Source organism: Streptomyces sp. SudanB5_2050 (assembly GCF_964272335.1).
Classification (GTDB): domain Bacteria; phylum Actinomycetota; class Actinomycetes; order Streptomycetales; family Streptomycetaceae; genus Streptomyces; species Streptomyces rochei.
Map to the genome: position 1 here is coordinate 6,507,489 of NZ_OZ186760.1, position 24,439 is coordinate 6,531,927.

Genomic DNA, 24,439 nt, shown 5'->3' on the forward strand with positions numbered 1-24,439 from the left:
GTGATCACGAAGAGAAGAAGGGCGTTGCGGGGCGCCTTCGGTGATCAGGTGAGAAACGTCTTGAGTTCGTGCACGAGCTTCTTGATGTGACCGGAGATCACCGGCGCGCCGAGGTCCTTGAACCGCTCCCGGAACCACGGGTTGACGCTGCCGCGCCCGGAGCTGGTCACCGACCCGACGGGGATGAACTTGGCCCCGGAGCGGTGGACGGCGGCCATGCTGTCGAACAGCTCCTGCTGCCGCCACTCGTAGAAGTCGGAGATCCACACCACCACGGTGTTGCGCGGCTCGGCGATCTTCGGCTGGGCGAGTGCCATGGCGACCGTGCCGTCGGTGCCGCCGCCGAGCTTGGTGCGCAGCAGCGTCTCGAACGGGTCGTGCGCCCACGGCGTGAGGTCCAGCGCCTGCGTGTCGTACGCGATCAGATGGACGTCGACCTTCGGCAGACCCGCGAAGATGGACGCCAGGATGGTGCAGTTGACCATCGAGTCGACCATGGAACCCGACTGGTCCACGACCACGATCAGCCGCTGGGGTGTCGTCTTGCGGCTGGTGTGCCGGTAGTAGAGGCGGTCGACGTAGAGCCGCTCCCCCTCCGGGTCCCAGTTGGTGAGGTTCTTCCAGATGGTGCGGTCGATGTCGAGGTTGCGGAAGACCCGCTTGGGCGGCACGGACCGGTCCAGCTCGCCGACCGTGGACTTCTCGACCTGCGTGCGCAGCACCTCGGTGACCTCGTCGACGTAACGCCGGATCAGGGCCTTGGCGTTGGCGAGGGCGACGCCGGAGAGGTTGTCCTTGTCCCGGAGCAGCTGCTCGATGAGCGACATGCTCGGGGTCAGCCGGGCGGCCAGCGCGGGATCGGCCAGTACCTCACGTAGGTGCATGCGCTTGACGAGACCGGCCTCGATGGAGCCCAGCTCCGGGCCGATCGCGGGGATCAGCCGGCTGAGGTCGGGCAAGGGCCCGCCGACGCCGGTGCTCGTCGGGCCGACACCGGTGCCGCCCCCGGCACCCGCACGTCCCGCGCCGCCCCGGCCGCCCCGCAGCTCGCCGGGCCGGCAGCCGAGGGCCCGCTCGAACCACTCGGCGTCGGACTGCCAGCGGGCCAGCTGCTCGGCGGTGACCGTGCCGGAACCGGAGGCGAAGACGTTCAGCAGCACCTTCGACGCCAGCGCCGCGCGCCGCACCTCGGCGGCCCGGTCACGCCCGCCGTCCTCCTCCGGCTCGGGCGTCATCAGCCCGTCGAACTCGGCGGCCAGCTCCGGATGCCGCTGCACGACGGAGCCGACGGACGCCCCCGGGTCGAGCAGGGCGGGCGGCAGGCCGATGTCCTCGACCACGGCGAGACTCGCCGACTCGAGCGCGGGCTGCTCCTCGTGGTCGAAGAGGCGGGCGAGCAGGCGCCAGTAGAGCACCTGCCGACGGTTGTCGTCGGCGTCCGGGGCATCGGCCGCGCCGCCCGGGCCGTGTCCGGTGTTCTGTTCGGTCATTTCCGCAGCAGCTTCCCGGCGCGTTCGCGCAGCACCTTCACGGCGTCGGTGGCGGCCTTCTCGGCCCGTACCCCGGCCTTGTCGGCCGTCTCCCCGGCCCAGGCCCCGGCGTGCACGGCGACCGCCTTCTTCCGCACGGTCCGCTCCACCGCGAGCGGCTGGAGCAGGAAGGCCCCCGCGTCCCAGCGCAGCAGCCCCAGACAGGCACCGGACGAGGCGACGGCCTCCGGCGTCAGCGGCCCGGCGGCCGGTACGCGGCCGGTGTCGACAGCGATACGGCACCCGGCGACGTCGAACACCACCCCGCCGTCCCCTTCGGCCTCCTCCACGCCGTACCCCTCCAACAGGACCGGCACCGCGATCCGGGCCGGATGCCGGTCGAGCGGCGCGACGGCGAACGCGGCGGCGGCCGGCAGCGCCACCCTGGCGGTGGCGAACGCGTCGGCGGGCTCACCGGCCCGGGCCCGGGCGTCGTCCCATATGAGGTCACCCTCGCCGGTGAGGGGCATCGCGTCGAGCTCCATGGAACGGCCCTCGCTCACGGCGGCCAGCAGCGACATGTGCGGTCGCAGCAGCTGCCACAGTCCGGCCCCGACGACCGTGTCGGGCTTCGGCGCGGACACCGAGGCCCGCACCAGCCGGGCGGCCCCGCCGTCCGCGGGCTCGAACACCGCGTGCACCTGCGCCTGGACGGCGGTGGCGTGCTCCTGGAGGTCGACGCCGAGCGGCAGCAGACGCCCCGTGGCCTCGTCGGCGGCCCGCGCCGACACGGCCCCCGGCACCGTCAGCAGCACGGCCCGCGACCACAGATCCGCCCACCGCCGTACCGGCACCCGCTCCAGGGTCGCGCCGGGGCAGGACGCGGCCAGCTCGGCCGCGAAACCGTCGAGGAGCGTGGCGAGCCGGCGCAGCGCCGGGTCGGGCAGCATCGCGGACACGACGGGCGCGGCCCCGCCGACCAGTTCGTGGTCGATGCCCTGCCACCCGGCGCGCGCCAGGTCGGACAGCCAACTACGCGCGGCTACCAGCAGGTTGGTCGCCTGCTCCGCGCCCGCGCCGACCGGCACGGCGTCGGTGTCGCCCGTCGCCGGTCGCCCGGTGGCCTCCTCGACCCGGGCGACGAGGGCGTCGTGGACGGACCCGAGCAGCGCCGTACGAGCGGCGGCGAGCGCGACGAAGTGCCCCTCGTCACCGGCCCCGGCGGCCGTCTTCTCGGCGGCCTCGGCCACCCGCGACGCGAGCGGTGTCCCGGCGACGGCGTCCGCGAGTCCGGTCAGCCCCCCGGCCTGCCCGGGCTGCGGGCGCAGCAGCCCGCCCACGAGAGCGGCGTCGAAACCGTCCACGGCGGCAAGCGCCTCGTCGAGCCCGTCGACGACGTCGACCAGCAGATCCGTACGCATCAGGCCGCCACCGCCCCGGCCGTCGGGAACCACTGCATCTCGGGCAACGGAGCGGTGCTCGCCGGCAGTTCGAGATAGGCGAGGTGCCGCAGGAACCGGCTGAACACCTGCGCGGCGGCCGAGGCGTCACCGGCCCCGGGCCCCGTGGCGGTCATGGCGGACGTGAGGACGTGCGCGTCGGCGGTCCCCTCGGCGTCGACCTTCAGATACCGGGCCACGCGCTCGGTCCCGTACTGCAGCACGGCCTCGCTCACGAGCGCCCGGATGTGATTGCAGAACGAACCGCGCGCCCCGCCGCAGGGACGGTTGTTGTTCGTACTGCACGCGTACGCGTACGACCCCGCCGCGATCGACGACACGTACACCCGCCCGATGTCCGACCCACTGGACACCACACCCTGCAACCGCCCGTCGGCCAGCTCCACGAACGGCACCTTGGCGAGCTTCCGCGGTCGTGCGGACGGCACCACCCGCGCCGTGCTCGACTTCTCCCAGTCGGACAACGCACCATCTCCCATGCATGCGAAGGGGGGCGTTCACGCCACCTCGGCGGAACGAGATCGAATCTATCGGCGACCACTGACAACGCGGTCCGCCCTGACGCGGTCCGCCCTGACGCGGGCCTCGTGGCCATGAGGTTCATGGCCGACCTCCGGGAACCGCGGCCTTGACGGTGCGCCGGAACGGGTCACTACTTGTGCAGTGAGCGTTGCACCGCTGTCCACGTCCGCGTCAGAAGTGAGCGGAGAGGATGGACGGCGAATGATCGTCCCAGGTCTTCGGTCCCTTCCCTCCAGGCGGTGCAGATGAAGAAGAGACTGTGCGGTGCGGCTGCCGTCCTCGGCGTCCTCGTCACGGCGGGCGCACCCCCGGCCCAGGCGTCCTCCCCGGCGACCCGTCCGCATCAGCCGGCCCGGCACGCGCTCCCCCTCGGCCCCGCCGACCTGACCGAGACCCGTACCACCACCACGCTCCAGCCCGGCGTCACCCTCACCCGCATCGTGCGGGGCGGCGACGAGACCGCCGCCCCCGCCCCGCACTGGACCGTCGAGGTCTCCATCCCCGGCGGCGCGACCTCACCGGACCCCGACGCTCCGCCGACCACCCTGAAGGACCGGGCGAGCGCCGAGGAGCTGACCGCCGAGCTGAAGTCGAAGGGCTTCCAGGCGCGCGCGGAGCAGGTCAGGACGGAGCGCACGGCGGACTACGCGGGCGGCACCCTCGGCTGGCGGGTCCGCGTCGGCACCTTCGACTCCCAGTCCGCCGCGACCGCCGAGCGCACCCGCCTGAGAGCGGCCGGCCACACCGGATCCGCCGTCCACACCGGCTGGGACGGCGACGCCGACGCCCGCGGCCCCTGGCACGTCGACGTGCTCACCATCGACCCGCGCCAGTTCCGGGGCCGCCTCGACGCGTCGTACGGTCCCGATCTGGAGCAGCGCGAACCGACCAGCCAACTGTCCCGGACGGCCGGCGCGACGGCCGCCGTGAACGCCGGATTCTTCGTCCTCGACCCCAAGGCGGGCGCCCCCGGCGACCCGGCGGGCGTGGGCGTCTACGACGGCCGCCTCCTGAGCGAGCCCGTCGCCGGCCGCCCCGCCCTGGTGACCCACGACAACGGCCGACGCACCGAGGTCACCCGCCTCACCTGGCGCGGCCGGGTCGACGCGGGCGCCGCCTCCCTCCCGCTGAACGGCATCAACCGCGTACCCGGCCTGATCAGGAACTGCGGCGGCAGCGCGGGCGACACCCCCACCTCCCGGCCCCTCCACGACGTCACCTGCACCAACCCCGACGAACTGGTCACCTTCACATCCGAGTACGGCGCCGCCACCCCGTCCGGTGAGGGACTGGAAGCCGTACTGGACGCCCACGGCCGGGTGGTGGAACTGCGCTCACCGCGAGGCGGCGCCCTCCCGACGGGCGGAAGCTCCGTACAGGCGACGGGCCGACGCGTGGCCGACCTGACGGCCGCGGCACACCTCGGCGACCGCCTCCGCGTCAGCACGACCCTCCTGGACGAACGAGGCCACCGCATCCGGCCCACCGCGAAGACGGACATCCTCAACGCCGGCCCGGAACTGGTCCGCGACGGACGCCTGCACGTCACCCCCGCCACCGACGGCATGGTCCACCCGGACGACCCGAGCTGGTACTACGGCTGGGTCCACAAGCGCAACCCGCGCACGCTGGCCGGGGTGGACGCGGCCGGCAGGACCGTCCTCGTCACGGCCGACGGCCGCAGCACCGCCTCCCTCGGCCTGAGCATCGCCGAGAGCGCCGAGGTCGCCCAGTCCCTGGGCCTGCGCGACGCCGTCAACCTCGACGGCGGAGGCTCCACGACGATGGTGACCGGCGGCACGGTGATCAACGCCCCGTCGGACGCAGCCGGCGAACGTCCCGTGGGTGACGCCTTGCTGATCCTGCCCCGCCGCAGAACCACTGACACCCCCCTGCACCCACTCCCTCCACACCCCCGCACCGCACCGCCGGCAACACCCGCACCGCAGCGAAGATCCGCCACCCACCCAGGGAGCCGCCGTGTTCGCGAACGTGCCCCACGCCCTGTCCCTACGCACCCGAGTCCTGCTCGTCCTCGCCGCACTGCTCGCCACCCTGACCCCGGCCGCCCCGGCCGCCGCTGAGGCCGCCCGTGCCTCCGGCTCCCCCCACGGCGCCGAGGTCATAGCCGTCACCCAGGTCGCGGACCGGCAGGTCGACCTCTCGGTCCGCTCGACGGCCCTAGGCGGCCGCACGGTCAAGGTCCGCCTCCTGACCCCCGACGGCTGGAACCCCGCAGACCGCCGCCGACAGCACTGGCCGACCCTGTGGCTCCTGCACGGCTGCTGCGGCGACTACACCTCGTGGACGGCGAGGACGGACGTGGCGGAGACCGCAGCCCTCCGCGACGTCCTCGTCGTCATGCCGGAGGCCGGCTGGAACGGCTGGTACAGCGACTGGTGGAACCACGGCGAGGGCGGCGACCCCGCCTGGGAGACGTTCCACACCGAGGAACTGCGCCACCTCCTGGAACGCGACTGGGGCGCCGGCCGCGACCGCGTCGTCGCCGGCCTCTCGATGGGCGGCCAGGGCGCCCTCCTCTACGCCGCCCGCCACCCGGGCATGTTCAAGGCCACCGCCTCCTACTCCGGCTCTGCCCACCCCCTGCTGAACGACGAGTCGGTGGCCCGCATCATGGGCTTCTTCGCCGGCCAGGACAACGACCCGTTGAGGGTCTGGGGCGACCCGGTCGCCCAACGCCGGATCTGGAAGGCCCACGACCCCTTCCACCTCGCCAAGCGTCTCCGCTCCATCCCGGTGTACCTGTCCTGCGGGGACGGGACGACGGGGCCGTTGGACGCGCCGGGGAGCACCAGCGCGTTGGAGGCGGACTTCGAGCGGCAGAATTTGGCGCTGGCGGAGGAGTTGCGGCGGGTGGGGGCTCGGCATCTGACGACCCACTTCTACGGTGCGGGCACGCACACCTGGGCGTACTGGGAGCGGGAGCTGCACGCCTCGCTGCCCATGCTGCTAGGGGCGCTGAGGTAGGAGACCCCCGCCACGAGGTGCCCGCCGCACCGATCACCATCGCCTACGCTTTCGTCACCAATGGCCAGTTCACTGTCACTGCCGGTGGCTATGGTGTCTGTGGCACGTATCTCGCAGGCTGGGGGCAGCATGGGGCTGGCAAACGACAGGATCATCACTCAGGTCGAGGACCTGTTGCGGGGCCGGGTCGTGATTCCCTCCATCCAACGCGATTTCGTCTGGATGAGGCCCGACGTACGTGATCTCTTCGACTCCCTCTACCGGGGCTACCCGGTCGGTGCCCTGCTGCTGTGGAAGACCAACCTGGCCGTCCCCTTCAAGACCGCAGCCGTCGTCCAGACCGAGAAGTCGGAGCGACAGCCGGTCTATCTCCTCGACGGGCAGCAACGGTTGACCTCCCTGGCCTGGGTGTACCGGCCGGAGTCGAAGGCCGACGGGCGACTCATCGACCTGCGGTTCGACGTGCGCACCGAGGAGTTCGTCAACCCGAGTGCCGTGCAGCGCAAGGACGCACTGCTGGTCCCGGTGTCGACCTTGCTGCAGGAGAACGTGCAGTTCTACCAGGTGCTGCGTAAGGCCGGCGTATCGATCGACGACCCGAATTTCGACGCATGGGTGCAGCGACTGCAGAAGGTGAACAACATCCGGCAGCACCAGATCGCGGTCATCACCTACGAGTCCGACGACTACGAGGAGGTGGCCGAACTCTTCGCCCGGCTGAACAAGGGCGGTCGTCGGCTGTCCAAGGGCGACCTCGTGTACAGCGCGATCGCCGCGCGCTGGGCCGACGGCCTGGAAACCATGGACGCCTTCCACCAGGAACTGCAGGACGGCAACTTCCCGCTGAACCGGGAAGCGGTCCTGCGCCTCATGAGCCTCCTCGCGGGAACCGGCGCCCATCACATCAAGCTCATCGGGGCGGACGTGGACGAGGCCGCCCTGAAGGAGGCCTGGCAGGCGACAGAGCGTGCCCTGCGTTTCGCCATCGACTTCCTGAAGGGCGAGTGCTCGATCCCCCGGTCCGAGGTCCTCTCGTCGCCGAACGTCACGATCGTGCCGGCCATGCTGCTGCACCACCGGGACGGCAAACTGCGCCCGGGGGAGGCTCAGCTGCTGCGCCGCTGGGTGTACACGGCCATGGCGTTCAGCCACTACTCGCTGCAGGTCGAGGGCAAGCTCGACGCCGAGGCCAGGCTGATCAAGTCGCGGACGGGCGACGACCTCTTCGCCGAACTCATCCGCCGCGCTTCCGGCCCTCGCTCCCTGGACAGTGCCCTCCACCCGAGGGACTTGGAGCAGAAGTACTCCACGCACCCGTTCTTCAAGCTGCTCTACATCGCCGCACTGCGCGGCACGGCGCGGGACTGGGCAACCAACATCGCCATCAGCGACCAGCCGATGAACAGCGGAGCCAAGATCGAGTTCCATCACGTCTTCCCGCGCGCCCGCGTCCAGGGCGCGTACGCGAAGGAAGAATGGAACAGCCTGGCCAACCTGGCCTTCATCACCGGCCAGACCAACAAGATGATCTCCTCCCGGCTACCCGCTCAGTACATGGCGGAAGTGGCACGGGAGCGCCTCGCGGAACAGTGGATCCCCGACGACCCGGCACTGCGGTCCCTCGAGCGCTTCCCCGATTTCCTGGCTGCCCGGAGGCGTGCATTGGCCAACGTCCTCAACGAGCTGTTGGGCCTTCCCGCCTACGACGGGCAGACCGTCCACCAGGACACCGACGAACTGCCCGCCGACGAGCAAGTGCTCGCGGAGGAACCGTCCGCGCCGACACTGATCGGTGCGGATGTCCACCGGCTCCGTACGAAGCGGGGGGTGGAGGTCCACGCGGTCTACGAGGGTCGGCGGACCGACGCCTTCTACGACCCGTTGTCCCGCACGGTGACGATCCCCTCCGGACCGGGTCGGGGCGAGTACGACACTCCCAGCGGGGCGGCAGTCGCCGTGGTGCACGCCCTCAACCCCCACGTCAATCCGAACCGAAACGGATGGTCCTTCTGGATCGTCACGGCCACGGGGCAGCTGCTGCAAAGCATTCGGTAGTGGCAGACAAACTTCGGTATTTCGTCCTGCCGATTCCTCGGCGGGACGAAAACGGTCACACGCCAGCCTCCACCAGGAACTGACTTGGCTTGCCCGACCATGAGACGTACAGGCTGTCGCGGGCCCTCGTGCAGGCGACGAAGAGCAGGCAGCGTTCGGACATCATGTCGGCCTCGTGCTGCTTCGGATCCACCTCGGGAGGGGTGACCGCCTTCGGGAACGGTAGCGCCTCGTCATCGACACCGATGACCGCTACACAACGGAACTCCAGCCCCTTGAAGGAGTGCATGGTGCCGACCCGCACGGTCGCCGCTTTCCCAGCGGTCTCGGTCGAACGGAGCGTCGCGGCAGGGATACCGGCGTCCTTGAGGTACGCGACCGCCTTCGCGCAGGTCTTGTTGAACCGGGCGCTGACCCCGATCTCACCCGCGCCGACGCCCGCGGCCATCCACGCGCGCACCTGCGCGACCAGCGCCTCCAGCTCGGCCTCCTCGGACTTCACCGGATGCACGGTGGGCCCGTCCCCGTGGAGCGCGGAACGGTAACCGAGCAGCGTCTCGTTGCGGCTGTCGTCCTCGAGCTGGGCGATCGGACGGCCGATGAGCAGGGCCGTGGACCAGCGCAGGATCTCCTGCGTGCTGCGGTAGTTCTTGCGCAGCTTCACCGACCGCCCGGCCACCCTGATACCGAGCGACTTCAGCGACACCTTCGAGTCGTAGATGCGCTGGTGCGGGTCGCCGGCGATGAACAGGTCGTCCGGGCGGGCGGGGACGGCCGCACGCAGCAGACGCCACTGCGCAGGATGCAGGTCCTGTGCCTCGTCCACCACGACGTGCCGGTACCGGGGTCCCGTCTCCTCGAGCAACTGTGCCGCCTCCGCACAGGTCTGCAGCCAGGTGCGAGCCCCGTCCTCGACCAGGGTGGCTGTGAACCGTTCCACCGTCTCCCAGACGAGAGGCCGCTGCGCCGCTGTCAGCCCGCTCCCGCGGCCCCGCCGGTCCGCCGTCTCGTACTCGGCCGGCGTCCGGATCCCCTGCGCCAGGATGACGTGCCGGTACTCCTGGGCAAGGAACTGAGCACTGCCGGTGAAGCCGGTCGCCTTGGCTGCCTTGCCCCAGCGGCTCACCTCCTCGTTGCTCATCAACGGCCGAAGAGCCACCGCGCCCGGTGCTTCCGTCATGACCCGGCTGGCGAAGCCGTCCACCGTCGAGATGTCCACGCGTTCCCGCAGCTCCGGATCGTCCACCAGAGACTCCAAGCCCGAGCGGAGCGCGTTCACCAGCGCGTTGGTGTAAGTCGTCAGAAGAATGCGGTCGCCGTCCCGCAGATGCCCGAGCAGGTGCTTGACCCGGTGCAGGGCTACGACGGTCTTGCCGGTGCCCGGCCCGCCGGTGACCTGCGCCGGTCCCGAGTACGAGGCCCGGTACGCCACCTTCCGCTGCGAGGGGTGCAGGAACACCCGCCAGGCCTCGAACGGCTTCTCCAGGATGTCCCGCAGCTCTTCGGGGGCCGACACCAGCGCGATACGCGCCAGGGTGTGCTGGATCGCCGTCTCGTAGTCCGCCGTGTCCACCGGCTGGGAGGACGCGTGCAAGGCGGGCGCCACGATGTCCTGCCAGACCTCCTCCACCGTGCACCCCGCGGCGAGGTACTGCAGCACCTCCCGCTGGTCCTGCGGCAGCAGCGGCGCGAAGACGTCCAACTGCTCTTGGTCGACCAGCGACCGGGCCTGCCGCAGCGTCTCGTCGTCGATACCGAGCGCCTTCAGGTCACCGTCGGAGAACTTCGCGAACAGCCGCTCCTTCGACGAGGCCTCGGCCACCCGCTCGTAGGCAGGCGTGATCTCGTCCAGGGTCGCCGCGTCCCGGATCTCGACGGCCCGCGTCACCTCGTTGATGCTGGACTTCTGCTTCATCGCCCAGGAGATGGCCTTGTCGTGCTGCATCACCTGCAGCAGGACGAAGGTGTCCCCGGAAGGCGGTGCGAGCACGACACCGCGCCAGAACTGGTCGATGCGGATGGTCCGGATCTGCTTGTCCTTCGCCTTCGTGAGGCTCTCCAGCTTCAGTCCTGGGTCCTTGAAGAGCTGGTCGAGAGTGAGCCGGTCGAACTTCTCCCAAGCCTCGAGGACACCCTTCCTGACGGGAGGCTGGAGCTTGGGGAGTTCGGCGAAGAAACCGACATCGAAGGCGAGCTGCGGCATGCGGAGATCCTAGTGTCCGGGTGGGCTGCCATGTGCGGGAAGGCCAGGTCAGGGCGAGGAAGCGGCACTGTCACCGTCGAGATCCAGACGGATCACGGCCAGGGTCTCGGCCACCTCGACGGTGAGTTCGTCGTCCGGGCCGAACACCACGCACAGGTCCGTGTGCAGCGGCTTCAGGACGTCGAAGGCCTCCGCCGCCCGCTGTTGTGCGAGGAGCAGCATGCCGATGTCGCGGCGCAGTTCCACCGCGTTCTCGCTGACGTCGCCGTCGACGGCGCGGACGGTCTCCAGGACGCCGTGCAGCCCGGCCAGCGCCTCGGTCACCTGGCCGAGTTCACCGCGGCAGCGCGCCGCCTGGGCCCGGCACTCCAGCACCTCCTCGCTGCTCGGGCCGCTCACGCGCCCGTACGCGTCGGCGAGCGCCTCGAACTCCGGCAGCGCGGCCCGGTGGTCACCCGCCAACTGACGGCTCGCTGCCCGCCACGAACGCAGTCGCAGCACCGCCTTGTTCTCCGAGCCGAGGGACCGTGCGGCAGGCTCGATCAACTCAGCCATCACATCGGCGGCCTGCGCGTACCGCTCCTCCTCCATCAGCGCCACATAGTGCGCGTGCACCTCGCGGATCTGCTCCCGCAGCGCCTCGCGCTCGGCCGCGGGAACGACCGGTGGCGCGTCCGGGCCGACAGCGGCTACGTCGGGCCGCGCGCCGCCCGAGGCACCGGCACGCGAGCGGGGCGCGTAGGGCCGCCGGAAGATCCCCGTCGGATCGGGCGCCCCGGTGGGTCCCGCCTCCTCCGGCACGGATTCCTCGCCGGGCACCGGCAGGAAGGGCCGCAGCCGCTCGTACACCTCCTGCACGTCCGCCGGACGCGCCTCGGGTGCCTTGCGGAGGAGGTGCAGGACGAGTTCTTCCAGGGCCACCGGTACGTCGGCACGCAACTGCCGCAGCGGCGTCGGGGCAGCGTTGACGTGCTGCATCATCAGCTGCCACTCGCTGTCGCCGCTGAACACCAGCCTGCCGGAGAGCAGTTCGTGCAGCACACAGCCCAGCGCGTACAGGTCGGTGCGGGGCGTGACCCGGGCACCCCGCACCTGCTCCGGTGCCATGTACTGATGCGTCCCGATGGGACTGCCCGTCGCGGTCAGCTTGGTGACGTCCGTCCGCAGGATCGCCGCGATGCCGAAGTCCAGCACCTTCACCGTGCCGTCCCGGGCGACGATGATGTTGCTCGGCTTCAGGTCGCGGTGGACGACAGGCACGTCGTGCGCGTACGACAGTACGGTCGCCACCTGCGCGGCCACCGCCACCGCCCAGCTGACGGGCAGCGGGTGATCGGGGTGCACGTACGCGGTCAGCGGAACGCCGTCGACCAGCTCCATCACGAGGAACAGCTGTTCGTACGACTCGTCCAGCACCGCGTCGTACACCTGCGGCACGCCCGGGTGCTGGATCCGCGCGGTGACCCGCGCCTCACGCCGGAACCGCTTCTCGAACTCCTCCGCCATTTGCGGCGACGTGACGGCCTGCGGCCGAATCAGCTTCACGGCGACCGGCCGGTCCAGTACGGCGTCGTAACTGCGCCAAACGTCCCCCATGCCGCCATGGTTGAACTGCTCGAGGAGTTCGTAACGCCCCGCGATCCGTTGTACGTCCGGCACCTGGTCCCCGCTCCCGCCCCGTCGCGTGTCCGAAGGGATCAGTCTCGCGGGCCGGGGTTCGGCGCGTCCAGCCAGGTCGCCGTGGAGCTACAGGATCAGTTCAGGCCGGGCGCGGTGCACTCCGCCCAGACCGTCTTGCCGGGTCCGCCCGAGGAACGCGGTGACCATCCCCAGCGGTCGGCCAGCGCCTCGACCAGCAGCAGCCCCCGGCCGCCGTCACCGTCCTCCGGTACGCCGGCGGAAAGGCGGAGGAGGCGTTCCCCACGCGTGTCGCTCACCTCGATCCGTACGGTGCCGGTCACCGGGTCGGCGGTGAGGAGCAGGTGGAAGTCACGTCCGGCGACGTGCCCGTGCCGTACGGCGTTGGCGCACAGCTCCGACGCGACGAGCGTGACGACGTCGTGCGTGTCACTGCCGTACGGGACGCCCCAGGCGTCGAGCCGGTGCCCGCACAGCCGCCGGGCGAGGCGGGCGCCGCGCGGGGTGGAGCTGAAGCGCATCGTGAACCGGTGCACCGTGCGGGGTGATTGCGTTGCGGTCATGCACTCACGGTGGTGGGCCGTGGCCTGGCGTGACCAGTGGTGACGCGCTGACGTCGGCCCTCCGTACGGGACGGAGACGGGCGCTGTACGCGGTGGTACTGGGTCGTGGGTCCGGGGTCCGGATCACCCAGTACTTCACCACGGGGGAGTTCTGGAACTGTCTGCCCGCTCCGGAGGCAACTTGACGCCCATTCAGGTCGGCTGCTCTTCTGTCACCATTGTCGACAAAGGGGGCGCTGGTGAGCCAGTCGGATCTGAGGGCGTTGTTCCGCTCGAACGATCGCGAAGTCAAGGCGGTCGACTACTTCGCCGACAGGCGCGACGAGTGGGACTCGGTGGCACGGAGCCTTGCCCACCTCGTCCGTGAAGTTCGCGCCGATGGCTTCGACGTGCAGGACCTCGAGACGCCCCGCCGCAATGTGCTCACGTTCTACGGTGTCGGCGGCATCGGCAAGTCGACGTTGTCCCGGTGCGTGGCGCAGCATCTCACGGGAGAACTCCCGGTCCAGGAGCACTGGCCGCCGCTCGACCAGAGCCTCGGCCCCGTAGTACCGGTGAGGGTGGATCTGTCGCGCGACTCGGGCGTCGATTTCGAATCCCTGATCCTGGCCGTCCGGCTGGCCGCGGCCGAGATCGGGCAGCCGATGCCGACGTTCGACCTGGCCCTCCAGCGGTACTGGGAACACAACCATCCCGGTGAACCGCTCGAGGAGTACGTCCGTCGCCGCACCCGACTGAGCTCCCTTCCCGGAGCGCGGAACCTGTCGGCACAGATGCAGTCGGCGCTGGCGGACGTGGCGCAAGCGGTGGCCCTTCCCGGCACGGTGGGGCAGGTGGTCGGCCACGGGCTGCGAACGGTCGTGCGAGCGCTGAGGGAACGACAGCACCGGATCAGGGCGCTTGCGGAGTGCAGTCGCTTCGCCGACCTGCTGGAGACCACTCCCGACCAGGACGCACTCAGCTACTATCCGCACCTCCTGGCGTGGGACCTGGCGTCCCTGCCCGCCAAGCACCGGGCCACCCTGGTGGTGCTGCTGGACACGTTCGAGGACGTAGGAGACCGGGTGCACCGGGATCTGGAGCGTCTTGTCCAGCGAGTGGTGTGGTTGATGCCCAACGCCCTGTTCATCGTCACGGGCCGCAATCGCCTTCAATGGGATGATCCGCTGCTGGAGGGCCAACTCGACTGGGCAGGTCCGGAGTGCTGGCCCCAGCTCGCCGGTGGTGCGACGCGTGAGCCCCGACAACACACCGTCGGCTACTTGTCCGCGGGAGACTGCGAAACCTATCTGTCCCAGCGCCTGACACGTGACGGCCGTCCGATGATGGACGAAGCGACCCGCCGTCTGATCACGGCGAACTCGCACGGACTGCCGCTCTACCTCGACCTCGCGGCGATGCGCTTCCTTGATCTGTACCGCCGCTCGGGGAACGCTCCCTCCGTGCACGACTTCAACCTCGACTTCCCCGCCCTGGTCGCCCGGACCTTCCGTGACCTGCCTCCGGACGTCCGGCGAGTCGTACGGTCCGTCAGCCTCCTGGACACCTTCTCCGTGCCGCTCGCCTCGGCGGCCGCAGGCTTCGACCACGATGCTCCGGCCCAGAACCTGGTGGACAGGCCGTTCGTCGATCACGACCCCGGTGCGCCCTGGCCCTACCGCCTGCACGCCCTGGTCCGGGACGCGGTCCGAGAGGCGGACTCGACCAGCGACGACCGGTGGACGTCTGCCGACTGGCAGCGCGCTGCGCGACGCGCCTTCCAGGCCCTCGGCAAGGAAGACAAGTCCCACCGCGGGCGCCTGGTATCCGCTCTCCGCCAAGGCCTCGCCCTGGCCCACCAGTTCGACCTTCCGCTCGGTTGGCTCGAGGACGCGGCCTTCCAGTACGTCGACGATTTCGTCTGGGAGCCCGTCGAGCCGCCTGCGGCTGTCCTGGCCGGGGCTTCTCCCACTCCGGCCCAAGCACTCGCCACGACTCTCTCGGCCATCGCCCAGCGCCAGCGCCGGCACCGAGGCAGTACGGCACAACAACTCCGTGACGTCCTGCAGGCCGGAGCCCTGCCGCCGAGTCTCGACGAGCTGCCCCGCTACTTCCTGGCCGAGTGCGACCGGGACCTGGGTAACTTTCAGGAGTCACTGAACGGCATGCAGCGCGTCGCGGAACGGGGAGGCCGCCTCGCCGCGACCGCCCGCCGGGGGCTGATCCACCTGGCCCGCCGCATCGGTGACTTCCCGCAGGCCAGGGAGGCGGCACTGCACCTGGGTACGGAGGGCCGCCAGGACCGCGTACTCGGTGACCTCTGGTGGCCTCAGGGATCCATCGCCTTGGCCTGCTCCGCCTACGCCGCCAGCCGCGATCAGGCACTGGCCACCGGGCAGGTCGGCGAAGCCGCTCTGTCACAGGCCTGCCTCGCCTTCGCCGCGGCCTTTCAGGACCGCCCGCGCGCCGCCGAGCAGATCGCCCGGGCCGAGGACCTGCTCGCGGGCGTGTCGATCCGATGGGCCGAAACGCAGACCCGCATCGCAGCACTGGTGAGGGACGCGGGTATCGCGCCGGACCTGCCGACGCGCGCCGAGGCTGTGGCGGTGGAGGCCGTGGAGGCGGGGCTGACCTCGTCGGTCGCCTATATCCGCTTCGCCGAATGCCTGCATGCCCTCGTGTCCGGCGCCCCAGGAGCGCTCGCCCAGGCCCGGGAGCGCCTGATGGAGGACTGCGTCAACGGCGTCGAGTTCGCGTACCTCGCCGAACTGACCTATCTGATGGCGGACGAGGAACCGCCTTCCGACCTCCCGCGCGCCGAGTGGCTGGACAGTGCCCCTCAGGTGCGGGCACGCTGGGTCGGCCTCATCGAGGATCGCCGACAGGAGTCGGCAGCACAGCAAGGAGCCTGAATCAGGTGGCGCACTACACCACAGCGGACCAGATCGACCTCTCCAGCGTTGCCGACAGGTACGGACTGACGGGCGCGTCCCTCACCGTGCTCTCGGGTGGCGCCGCGAACTCCAGCTTCCGCCTCGCCTGCGACCAGGGCGAGTACGTGCTGACCTCCCTCGACAACCACGACGAGGACACGGCGAACACCCTCGCCCGCCACACCCGCGCTCTCCGGCGGCTCGGCGTGCCGACCAGCGAGGTCGTCCCCGCCACGGACGGATCACTCATCGTCCCGGTCGACGGCCGCCTCCTCGTCCTGAAGAGGTGGATCGCCGGTGCGGTCGAGCAGCCCCTGCCCCTCGCCCTCCTTCCCGAGGCCGGCAGCCTCCTCGCTCGTCTTCACGAGCTTGCCCCCGACGCCGAAGGCCTGGCCGACGTCCCCGTCGGCTCCCGCCGTCTTTCCGCCGAGCACCTCGCGTCGATCCCCGGCTTCGCGGACCAGGAGTTCGCCCGGTGGCTGACCTCCAGGCTCGACCTAGTCCGTAGCGCCGAGGCCGACAGCCACCGAGCTCCCTGCCTGATCCACGGAGACCTCTTCGACGACAACGTCATCGTCCGTGACGACGGTGGCCTGTCCGTCCTGGACTGGGAGACGGTCTCCCTCGACGACCCCCTGCTCGACCTCGGCATGGCAGCCGTGGGCCTCGCCCAGGACGAGGCCGGCCTTCTCGACACCGAGCGTCTCCACGCGCTCCTCGACGGATACGAGAAACTTCGCCCCCTCACCACGGTGGACCGCGCGATCCTCCCCCTCGAGATCGAGCACGCGGCGCTGATCATCGCCTTCCACCGCTATCACCGCCACAACGTCCGGTTCCCGAACCCGGAGAGGGCCACGTATCACCGGGCGATGGTCCGCTTCACGGAATCGGTCGCCGGTCGGGTGTGAGGCTGCGCCTGCCCGTTTCACCGGAGGGTGACTGGTTTACGAACCGCTACTCACGGTTGCGGACTGTGTCCTAGCGTGATCCGAGGTGGGTTGCGCTGGAAGAGGGGCAGGGCAGTGAGCGTGGTGAACGACGAGGAGCCGCCGCAGCGTCAGCAGCGACCGGAGGACGAGCCGGGAACGGGCGTGGTGACCGCGTTCGGACGACAGCTGAAGCTGCTGCGGATCCGGGCGGGGCTGGACCGGGCCGAGTTCGGCAAGAGGGTCGGCTACTCGGCGGACACGGTGGCGTCGATCGAGCAGGGGAGGCGGATCCCACAGGCCCGGTTCATCGAGAAGGCGGATGAGGTGCTGGGGGCGGGTGGGGTGCTTGTGGCATTGAAGGAGGAGGTTGGGCGGGCTCAGTACCCCTCGTTCTTCAGGGATGCCGCGCGGCTGGAGTCGGACGCTCACGAGCTCTTCCTCTACGCGGTGCAGGCGATCCCGGGGCTCCTCCAGACCGAGGACTACACGCGTGCACTGCTCGCCATGCGACGACCGTTGCTGGATGAGGACACGATTGAACAGCGGGTCTCAGCACGGCTGTCCCGTCAGGAGACGTTCGCGCGTTGGCCAGCACCACTGGTGAGCTTCGTCATTGAAGAGGCCGTGCTGCGCAAGCCCTTCGGCGGCAAGGCCGTATTGCGCGGAGTGCTTGAGAACGTCCTCTTGATCGGGCATCGACGGAACGTCGAGGTCCAGGTCATGCCGAACGATCAGGAGGACAATGCCGGTGTTGATGGCCCGTTCACGTTGATCACCCCGAAGAAGGGCGAACAGATCGCGTACTTGGAAGTACAGGGACGCAGCATGCTCGTCACTGACCGGGACGAGGTGCGGTCCATCTCAGCGCGTTATGGGATCATCCGAAGTCAGGCTCTCACTCCGCGAGAGTCTCTGGGATTCGTAGAGAAGGTGCTGGGAGAGCTATGAACACGGGCGAGTCGTGGCGCAAGAGTAGCTACAGCGGCGCGGAGGGCGGCGAGTGCGTCGAGGTCGCCGAGACCAGCAACGCTGTGCTGGTACGTGACTCCAAGCGGCCAGTGGAGGCCAGGCTGTCCTTCGGGGCGGAGGCGTGGGCCGGCTTTGTGCGGATGGCCTCCGGCCGCTGAACTCAGACTTACGACGAGCGGGGTCCGGTGCGCACGTCGCACCGGACCCCGACGCGTCAGATGTCGTCCAGCCCTTCCTCTCGGCGGATCATCCGCCAGGCCGCGCGGCGGGCGCTGCGGTCGAGGTTGGACTTGAAGTCACGGTCAGTGCCGAAGTACCGCTTGCCGAGCGTGTCGATCGTGGAGACGTGATCCATCATGTTCTCCTCGAACTTCTTGTCGAAGACGATGCCGAAGTTCTCCTCGTCGTTGACGAGGGCGGCAGCCCGAACCTTCGGGTCCTCCTTGGTCGCGTTAAAGGCGGGGAGGACGTCCTCCTCGGTGAACTCCGTGCCGAACTTGGCGTTGAACTTCTCGATCAGCTCGGACAACAGTGACTTCTCGGCGTCCTTCGCGCCGCCGACGCCATCGCCGAAGCCCTTGAGCTCGGCGGGGCCGTCGGGGTTGAGGGACACGTCGTGCTCGCCGGTCTTCTCGACGCGCAGGTGGCTCAGGTCGACCTCGCCTATGTCGACTCCGCCGTCCGCCAGGCGGGGAAGGCGGTTGAGCAGGTAACGCCCGTAGAGGTACAGGCGCTCCAGTTCGGCGTCGCGGTACGGGACGATCTGCGCGAGGAAGCCGTACTTGCGGACGTAGTCGTTCAGGTTGGCCCGGAACTCCTCGGCCGTTTCGACGTCGTCCTCCTCGTCGCTCTCCAGGAGAGCGGTGAAGCGGGTGACGGCGGGGGAGAGGAGCCGGTACAGCTCGGCGTGCAGCTTCTCCCACTTGGACTGCGAGCCGCCGGCCTTCTCCTGTGCCTCGAAGTACGCGGCGACGAACTCGTCCATGTCCTGCTCCGAGATGATCGGCGCGGACATGACGCGGCTCTGGGCCGTGTAGAGGAGGTTAGGGTCGGAGGGCAGGGTGTGCGCCTCCTCGAAGTACGGGCGGAAGGCGTCCTGGATGTCCTCGGCCTCGTTGACGAAGTCCAGGACGGCGAGGTCGGCCTGGGACTTGCGCTCGGCGGTGCGGTTGAGGCGGGAGAGGGTCTGGACGGCTGCGATGCCGGTCAGGGTCTTGTTGACGTACATCGTCGTGAGGAGCGGCTGGTCGAAGCCGGTCTGGTACTTCTCGGCGACGACGAGGATCCGGTACTCCTGCTGGCCCTTGCCGCCTGCCTTCGCGGCCTTGTCGTCGGCGCGGGTGTAGCCGAAGGCCTTCGGCAGCGCGCTCTCGGAAAGGCCGCCGTTCTCCTTGCTCTCGGTGGTCTCCTCGCCGTCGATGGTGAGGGTCCCGGAGAAGGCGACCAGGACGCCGAGGTCCGGGTACTTGGTGTCGTACTCGCGGTCGGCGATGTAACTCCGGATGGCACGGGCCATCTGCACGGCGGAGTGACGGGAGGCCGTGACCACCATGGCCTTGGCCCGTCCGCCGAGCCGGCCGCGGGTGTGCGCGACGAAGTGCTCGACGATCACCTGGGCGTGCTGGGACACCGTGTGCTCGTGCATGAGCGCGAACCGGGCGAGCAGGCTGTTCGCCTTGGAGGGGTCGACCTCCTTCTCGTCGCGGTTGAGGTTCGCCAGCTTCCAGTAGGTGTTGTAGGTGACGTAGTTGCGCAGGGGGTCGAGGATGAAGCCTTCCTCGATGGCCTGGCGCATGGAGTAGGTGTGGAAGGGGCGGTAGACGGCCTTGCCGTTCTCGACGCCTTCCGTGCCGAAGAGTTCGAGGGTCTTGGACTTGGGCGTGGCGGTGAAGGCGAAGTAGGAGAGGTTGGCGGCGCGGGAGCGCTCGACCGCCTTCGCCTTCAGCTTGTCGCCCACGGTGACCGTGGACGCGCCTTCTTCGTCCGAGTCGGCGTCCAGGCCGAGGTCGCGCAGGGCGGACTTCACGGCGGTGGCGGCGTCGCCGGACTGCGAGGAGTGCGCCTCGTCGACGATGATCGCGAAGCGGGTGCCCTTGATCTCGGTGGGGTTGCGCTTGACGTAGTCGAGCAGCGCCGGGAACGAGTGCAGGGTGACCGTGACGATCTTGCCGGTGTCCCGGGAGAGGGCACGGGCGAGCTGTTCGCTCTTCGCGCCGTGCTTCTCGTCGACCTTCACGACGAGGCCGTCGGTCTGGCTGAAAGCGCCGACGGTCTCCCGGAGCTGGGAGTCCAGGTTACGGCGGTCCGTGATGACGATGACCTTGTCGAAGACGGGCTCGCCGGGCTTGATACGGCCCTCTGCCAGCGCTTCGGGACGCAGGACGTGCGGGTCCATGCGGGCGTGCAAATCGCTGAGGCGGTGGGCCAGCCAGCCGATGGTGTTCGACTTGCCAGAACCGGCAGAGGCCATGACCAGGTAGTTCTGGCCGGCGCCGTGAACGGAGGCGTGCGCGGTGAGCTTCCGGACGACGTCCCACTGGTGGAAGCGGGGGAAGATCGTCGTCTTGGTCGTGCCGCCGCCGGGCGTCTTGTGCTTCTGCTGGTGCACGAAGCGCTGGAGGAGGTCGAGCCAGTTGTCCCGCTGCCAGACCTCTTCCCAGAGGTAGGAGGTGGCGTACTTGCCGTGCGCCGTGGGTGCCGGATTGCCGGCCCCGCCGGGCTGGCCGGGTCCATTGGAGCCGGTGTTGAACGGCAGGAACCGGGTGCTCTTGCCGCGCAGCTGCGTGGCGACGAAGACCAGGTCCGGGTCGACGGCGAAGTTCGCGATGACGCGGCGCGTGAAGATCAGCTCGGTCGGGTCGCGGTCCGTCCGGTACTGCTCCTTGGCCTGCTCGACGCCCTGACCGGTGAGCGAGTTCTTCAACTCGGCGGTGGCGACGGGGATGCCGTTGAGGAACAGGGTCAGGTCGAGCCGGTGGCCCCAGTCGGCCTGCTTGGTGGCGTAGGGGAGTTCCCGGACGACGGTGAGGCGGTTGGCCCGGTAGCCGTCGAGGACGGAGTCGGCGGAGATGAGGTTCGGCTTGAAGTAGGCGACGCGGAGACGGACTCCGCGGTCCTTGACGCCGTTGCGGAGGACGTGGAGGAGCCCGTCATCGGCGATGGCCCGATCGAGCCGCTGCGCGAAACCGCGCTGGGCTTCATCGGGGTTGCGGCCGTAGACGGTGAGCAGTTCATTCCACTCGTCGGGCTGGGTAGCGCCGATGAAGGTGAACAACTCGTTGGTGTCCAGTCCCAGGTCGGCCTGATAGTCCTCCGGGTTGGCCTCCCGCCAGCCTCGCTCGCAGAGTGCGGCGACGATGGCAGAACCGAAGGAGGACTCGTCGTGCACGGGGCTCATACGGTGACTCCTTCGGTGGCATTGCGTCCGCTGGCAGTGGTCACGTCGAACTGGCCGGTTACCGCGGCGGTGATCAGGGCCTGGCGGCGTTCTGTCAGGAGTGAAAGTTGTGCTTCCACGGCAGACAACAGGCTGTTTACTGCCTTCTCCTGGTTACTCACCCGCTCTGCCAGCAGCTCTCGCCCCTTAGTGGTTTCCGGCAGCCATACGGTAAAATGCGCCATATCGGACATATTCAGGGCTGGTTGGGCGGCCGCTCCACTCGTGGCGAGTTCCGCTTGAATCCGGAACTGTCGACCTCTGACCCAAGCGGCCATCAGCCATGGTGACAGTCCCGGGATCAGTTGGACTCGGGCGATTGCCCGACTGACGTTGAACCCGTCCGTCTCCAGTGGGGCGACATCGCAGCGTCCGATCGTGGCGCCGACCACGGTGATCAGGAGATCACCAGGAGAGATGCGCGTGCGTCGGTACTCGACTGCCTGGTCTGTTTCGATGCGGGGCAGTCTGTCGAGTTCGTTGTCGAGGCGACCGAGGTTGCTGACACGGATCAGTGGGACTCCATCTTCCGCGAAGCGGGGAACCAGAACGCCGTAGCAGGGGTTGAAACGCATGAGGTGACGGAAGCGATACTCCCGGCTTCCTGTTGCCTGGGAGAAGAGCTCGGTCAGTGCTACATCTGCGCGTTCGCGCAGAAGAGCGATCTGGCGGCGGCGAAGATCCATCAGCTCATCGATGCGGGCGGTCTCGGCGTCGAGGAAGTCGGCGATGCGGCGTTGCTCTCCCAGTGGGGGCAGCGGTACCCGCAATTGCTCAATGTCCGGCATGTAAATGGTCTTGTGCGTCGACCCTGTGGCCACACGCTTGAGGTCCGGTTCCATACCACGCAGGGCATGCAGCAAATACCGAGGCTCCAGCTCTGGGCCGCATGTCCAAGTGGCGAAGTCCTGACTCGTGGCCATGTCGCTACCCATGATTGCGGAGAACCCCACCGAGGCAGTGCGGGAAAGAATTACCGTTCCGGCGGGGTGCTGGACTGCCGCTGAGTTAGCCAACCCGAGCGGGCTGACCATCTCCTTGGTATCAGCGATGACGCTGGTCCGACCGTCACGCAACTGCCAGACATCGGCGAGCGTGATCCAAGGAACCGTGCAGTTCTCCCAGTACTCAGGCTTGCTTCGGCTGGGCGTGTGCCCAGATCCCAAGCGTGCCACCAGTCGAATCGGTGCCGTGGGCCATCGTGAATTAGAAAGCCAAGGTGCCAGACGTGACTCCGTCATTCTGTGACCTCTCCCAACAACCCCTGAATTTCTACCTCCAACGCCTTCAACTCTGCGTCGATCTCCGCCAACGGACGCGGCGGTTCATACACATAGAAGTGCCGTGTGAACGGAATCTCGTACCCCATCTTCGTCTTGCTGTGATCGATCCACGCATCCGGCACGTGGGGGTGGACCGCCCGCGCCAGGTAATCCTCAACGTCCTCGCCCAGCGGAACGTTCTCGTAGTCCCGCAGCTCCGCGTCCGACTCGGGCCCGCCCTTGACGCGCTGGACCTCGCCCTTCGGGTCCCGCACCCCGACGACCTCGCGCAGCGCCTTGTTGAAGGGCGCCCCCGTGGGCCACGTCCCGCCGGCCTGTACCACCGCGTCCTTCAACGCGAGCCAAGCCTCCTGTTTCGTCGCCCACTTGGTGCCCATCAGGGACTTGAAGGCGTCCGCCAGTGCCGGAGCCTGGGGAAGTTTCTGAATCGCCTTAGACACCTCAAGCGCCGCCAGCGTCTCCTCCGTCACCTCGAACCGCAGCTTCAGCGGGCGTTCCACCGTGATCCGCTGGTAGCCGAAGTCCTCGTTGCGGAAGATCTTCACCTTGCCGTGCAGCGGGTGATCAGGGTCGTCTGCGACGGCCAGCGCCTCACCGTACAGCTTGACCACCGTCGCGATGTGATCCTTGCTCAGCTGCTTGCGCTTGTCGCCGAGCGACTTTCGCATCTTCTGCCACTGGTCGCGGGCGTCCAACAGGACGACCTTGCCCTTGTGGTCCGGGCTCTTCCTGTTCGTCAGGATCCAGAAGTACGTGGAGATGCCGGTGTTGTAGAAGAGCTGGTCCGGCAGGGCGACGATGCCCTCCAGCCAGTCGTTCTCCAGGATCCAGCGGCGGATCTCCGACTCGCCCGAGCCCGCCGCGCCCGTGAAGAGGGGGGAGCCGTTGAAGACGATCGCGATGCGCGAGCCGCCCCCGCCGTTCACGTCCACCGGCTTCATCTTGTCGATCATGTGCTGGAGGAACAGCAGCGAGCCGTCGTTGATACGCGGCAGCCCCGCCCCGAAGCGGCCGGCCTCGCCCAGCGCCTTGTGCTCGTGCTCGACCGCCTCCTTGACCTTCTTCCACTCCACGCCGAACGGCGGGTTGGCCAGCATGTAGTCGAAGGTCTTGCGGGCGTGGCCGTCGTCGGAGAAGGAGTTGCCGAAGGCGATGTTCTCCGGGTTCTGGCCCTTGATCATGAGGTCGGACCGGCAGATCGCCCACGACTCGGGATTCAGCTCCTGCCCGTACACCTCCACCGTGGCGTCCTCGTTGAAATCGGTGATGAGGTCGTCCATCGCCGAGAGCATGCCGCCCGTGCCGCAGGCCGGGTCTAGGACCGTGCGGACCGTACCGGGAAGCTGGAGCGCGTCGCCGTCAGGGGCGACGAGCAACCGCACCATGAGCTGGATGACCTCACGCGGCGTGAAGTGTTCACCGGCCGTCTCGTTGGACTGCTCCGCGAAGCGGCGAATCAGCTCCTCGAAGATGTAACCCATGTTGTGGTTGGGCACGACCTCGGGCCTCAGGTCCAGGTCCGTGAACTTGCCGATGACCTTGTAGAGCAGTCCCGCACTGTCCAGCCGCTTGATCTGCTGGGCGAACTCGAAGCGCTCCAGCACGCCCTGGGCGTTGTCCGAGAAGGCCCCCACGTACACCTGCAGGTTCATCGCCGCGCTCTGCGGGTCCTCGGCGATCTTCTTCAGGGTCAGGCGGGACCTATTGTAGAAGGAGTGGCCCGAGGCCCGGCGCAGAAAGCGGTCCGGGTCGATGTCGCTGTCCTTGTACTGCTCCGCGATCTCCGCGACCTTCTCGCGTGTCGGCGCCAGCACGCATTCCAGTCGCCGCAGCACCGTGAACGGCAGGATGACCTTGCCGTAGTCGGACTGCTTGTAGTCCCCCCGCAGGAGGTCGGCGACGGACCACGCGTGGTTCGCCAACTCCGTGTGCTTACTGCTGTTCAACTGGATCCCCAGGTTCCTTCCGAAATGTCCCGACCCCACCGCCCGAATCGAGCCGGTTGATCG

General features: G+C 68.9%; 16 protein-coding genes. 7 read left to right on the plus strand and 9 right to left on the minus strand.

The window, feature by feature from the left end; translation table 11 throughout:
* Positions 1–44: 44 nt before the first annotated feature.
* The 3 genes from ACFZP7_RS28745 to ACFZP7_RS28755 are packed head-to-tail and all read right to left on the minus strand — an operon-like array spanning position 45 to position 3,408.
* Positions 45–1,490, minus strand: a complete 1,446-nt coding sequence (locus ACFZP7_RS28745; protein WP_385636677.1) for a VWA domain-containing protein — start codon at positions 1,488–1,490, stop codon at positions 45–47.
* Positions 1,487–2,890 carry a hypothetical protein gene (locus ACFZP7_RS28750; RefSeq protein ID WP_385636680.1) on the minus strand — a complete coding sequence of 468 codons (1,404 nt, stop codon included), beginning with the start codon at positions 2,888–2,890 and terminating at the stop codon, positions 1,487–1,489. Before ACFZP7_RS28750 ends, ACFZP7_RS28745 begins: the two co-directional genes overlap by 4 nt.
* Positions 2,890–3,408: a hypothetical protein gene (locus ACFZP7_RS28755; protein WP_046249717.1), complete on the minus strand. Its 519-nt coding sequence runs from the start codon at positions 3,406–3,408 to the stop codon at positions 2,890–2,892. Before ACFZP7_RS28755 ends, ACFZP7_RS28750 begins: the two co-directional genes overlap by 1 nt.
* A 288-nt stretch (positions 3,409–3,696) precedes the next feature.
* Here ACFZP7_RS28755 and ACFZP7_RS28760 point away from each other — a divergent pair, with 288 nt between their 5' ends.
* From ACFZP7_RS28760 to ACFZP7_RS28770, 3 genes are all read left to right on the plus strand, one after another.
* Positions 3,697–5,535, plus strand: coding sequence for a phosphodiester glycosidase family protein (locus ACFZP7_RS28760; RefSeq protein WP_385636683.1), 1,839 nt, complete (start codon positions 3,697–3,699; stop codon positions 5,533–5,535).
* Complete coding sequence (locus ACFZP7_RS28765) at positions 5,432–6,439, plus strand: alpha/beta hydrolase (RefSeq protein ID WP_385636685.1); 1,008 nt, start codon at positions 5,432–5,434, stop codon at positions 6,437–6,439. Before ACFZP7_RS28760 ends, ACFZP7_RS28765 begins: the two co-directional genes overlap by 104 nt.
* Before the next feature lie 129 nt (positions 6,440–6,568).
* Entirely contained in the window at positions 6,569–8,494 is a 1,926-nt protein-coding gene (locus ACFZP7_RS28770) for a DUF262 domain-containing protein (protein ID WP_385636688.1), read from the plus strand.
* Positions 8,495–8,549: 55 nt separating this feature from the next.
* Here the strand turns inward: ACFZP7_RS28770 and ACFZP7_RS28775 are convergent, their stop codons facing one another.
* From ACFZP7_RS28775 to ACFZP7_RS28785, 3 genes are all read right to left on the minus strand, one after another.
* The gene (locus ACFZP7_RS28775; protein WP_385636691.1) at positions 8,550–10,697 is read right to left on the minus strand and encodes a UvrD-helicase domain-containing protein; all 2,148 of its coding nucleotides are present in this window, start codon (positions 10,695–10,697) and stop codon (positions 8,550–8,552) included.
* 48 nt (positions 10,698–10,745) lie between these two features.
* The gene (locus ACFZP7_RS28780) at positions 10,746–12,293 is read right to left on the minus strand and encodes a protein kinase domain-containing protein (RefSeq protein WP_385636693.1); all 1,548 of its coding nucleotides are present in this window, start codon (positions 12,291–12,293) and stop codon (positions 10,746–10,748) included.
* Positions 12,294–12,451: 158 nt separating this feature from the next.
* Positions 12,452–12,898, minus strand: coding sequence for an ATP-binding protein (locus tag ACFZP7_RS28785; RefSeq protein WP_385636696.1), 447 nt, complete (start codon positions 12,896–12,898; stop codon positions 12,452–12,454).
* Between the two features lie 239 nt (positions 12,899–13,137).
* On the opposite strand from ACFZP7_RS28785, the gene ACFZP7_RS28790 reads away from it, so the two are divergent.
* The 4 genes from ACFZP7_RS28790 (at position 13,138) to ACFZP7_RS28805 (ending at position 17,869) form a co-directional block, all read left to right on the plus strand.
* The gene (locus tag ACFZP7_RS28790; protein WP_385636699.1) at positions 13,138–15,789 is read left to right on the plus strand and encodes an ATP/GTP-binding protein; all 2,652 of its coding nucleotides are present in this window, start codon (positions 13,138–13,140) and stop codon (positions 15,787–15,789) included.
* 5 nt (positions 15,790–15,794) lie between these two features.
* Positions 15,795–16,721: a phosphotransferase gene (locus ACFZP7_RS28795; protein ID WP_385636701.1), complete on the plus strand. Its 927-nt coding sequence runs from the start codon at positions 15,795–15,797 to the stop codon at positions 16,719–16,721.
* A gap of 114 nt (positions 16,722–16,835) precedes the next feature.
* The gene (locus ACFZP7_RS28800) at positions 16,836–17,690 is read left to right on the plus strand and encodes a helix-turn-helix domain-containing protein (protein WP_385636705.1); all 855 of its coding nucleotides are present in this window, start codon (positions 16,836–16,838) and stop codon (positions 17,688–17,690) included.
* Positions 17,687–17,869, plus strand: a complete 183-nt coding sequence (locus ACFZP7_RS28805; protein WP_381940949.1) for a DUF397 domain-containing protein — start codon at positions 17,687–17,689, stop codon at positions 17,867–17,869. The genes ACFZP7_RS28800 and ACFZP7_RS28805 overlap by 4 nt, the downstream gene beginning before the upstream one ends.
* 56 nt (positions 17,870–17,925) lie before the next feature.
* Here ACFZP7_RS28805 and ACFZP7_RS28810 read toward each other — a convergent pair whose 3' ends face one another.
* From ACFZP7_RS28810 to ACFZP7_RS28820, 3 genes are read right to left on the minus strand one after another with little or no spacing between them, the layout of a single operon-like run.
* Positions 17,926–21,108: a type I restriction endonuclease subunit R gene (locus ACFZP7_RS28810; RefSeq protein ID WP_385636709.1), complete on the minus strand. Its 3,183-nt coding sequence runs from the start codon at positions 21,106–21,108 to the stop codon at positions 17,926–17,928.
* Complete coding sequence (locus tag ACFZP7_RS28815) at positions 21,105–22,388, minus strand: restriction endonuclease subunit S (RefSeq protein WP_385636712.1); 1,284 nt, start codon at positions 22,386–22,388, stop codon at positions 21,105–21,107. The genes ACFZP7_RS28810 and ACFZP7_RS28815 overlap by 4 nt, the downstream gene beginning before the upstream one ends.
* Positions 22,385–24,376 carry an N-6 DNA methylase gene (locus ACFZP7_RS28820; RefSeq protein WP_385636715.1) on the minus strand — a complete coding sequence of 664 codons (1,992 nt, stop codon included), beginning with the start codon at positions 24,374–24,376 and terminating at the stop codon, positions 22,385–22,387. Before ACFZP7_RS28820 ends, ACFZP7_RS28815 begins: the two co-directional genes overlap by 4 nt.
* Between the last annotated feature and the right edge of the window lie 63 nt (positions 24,377–24,439).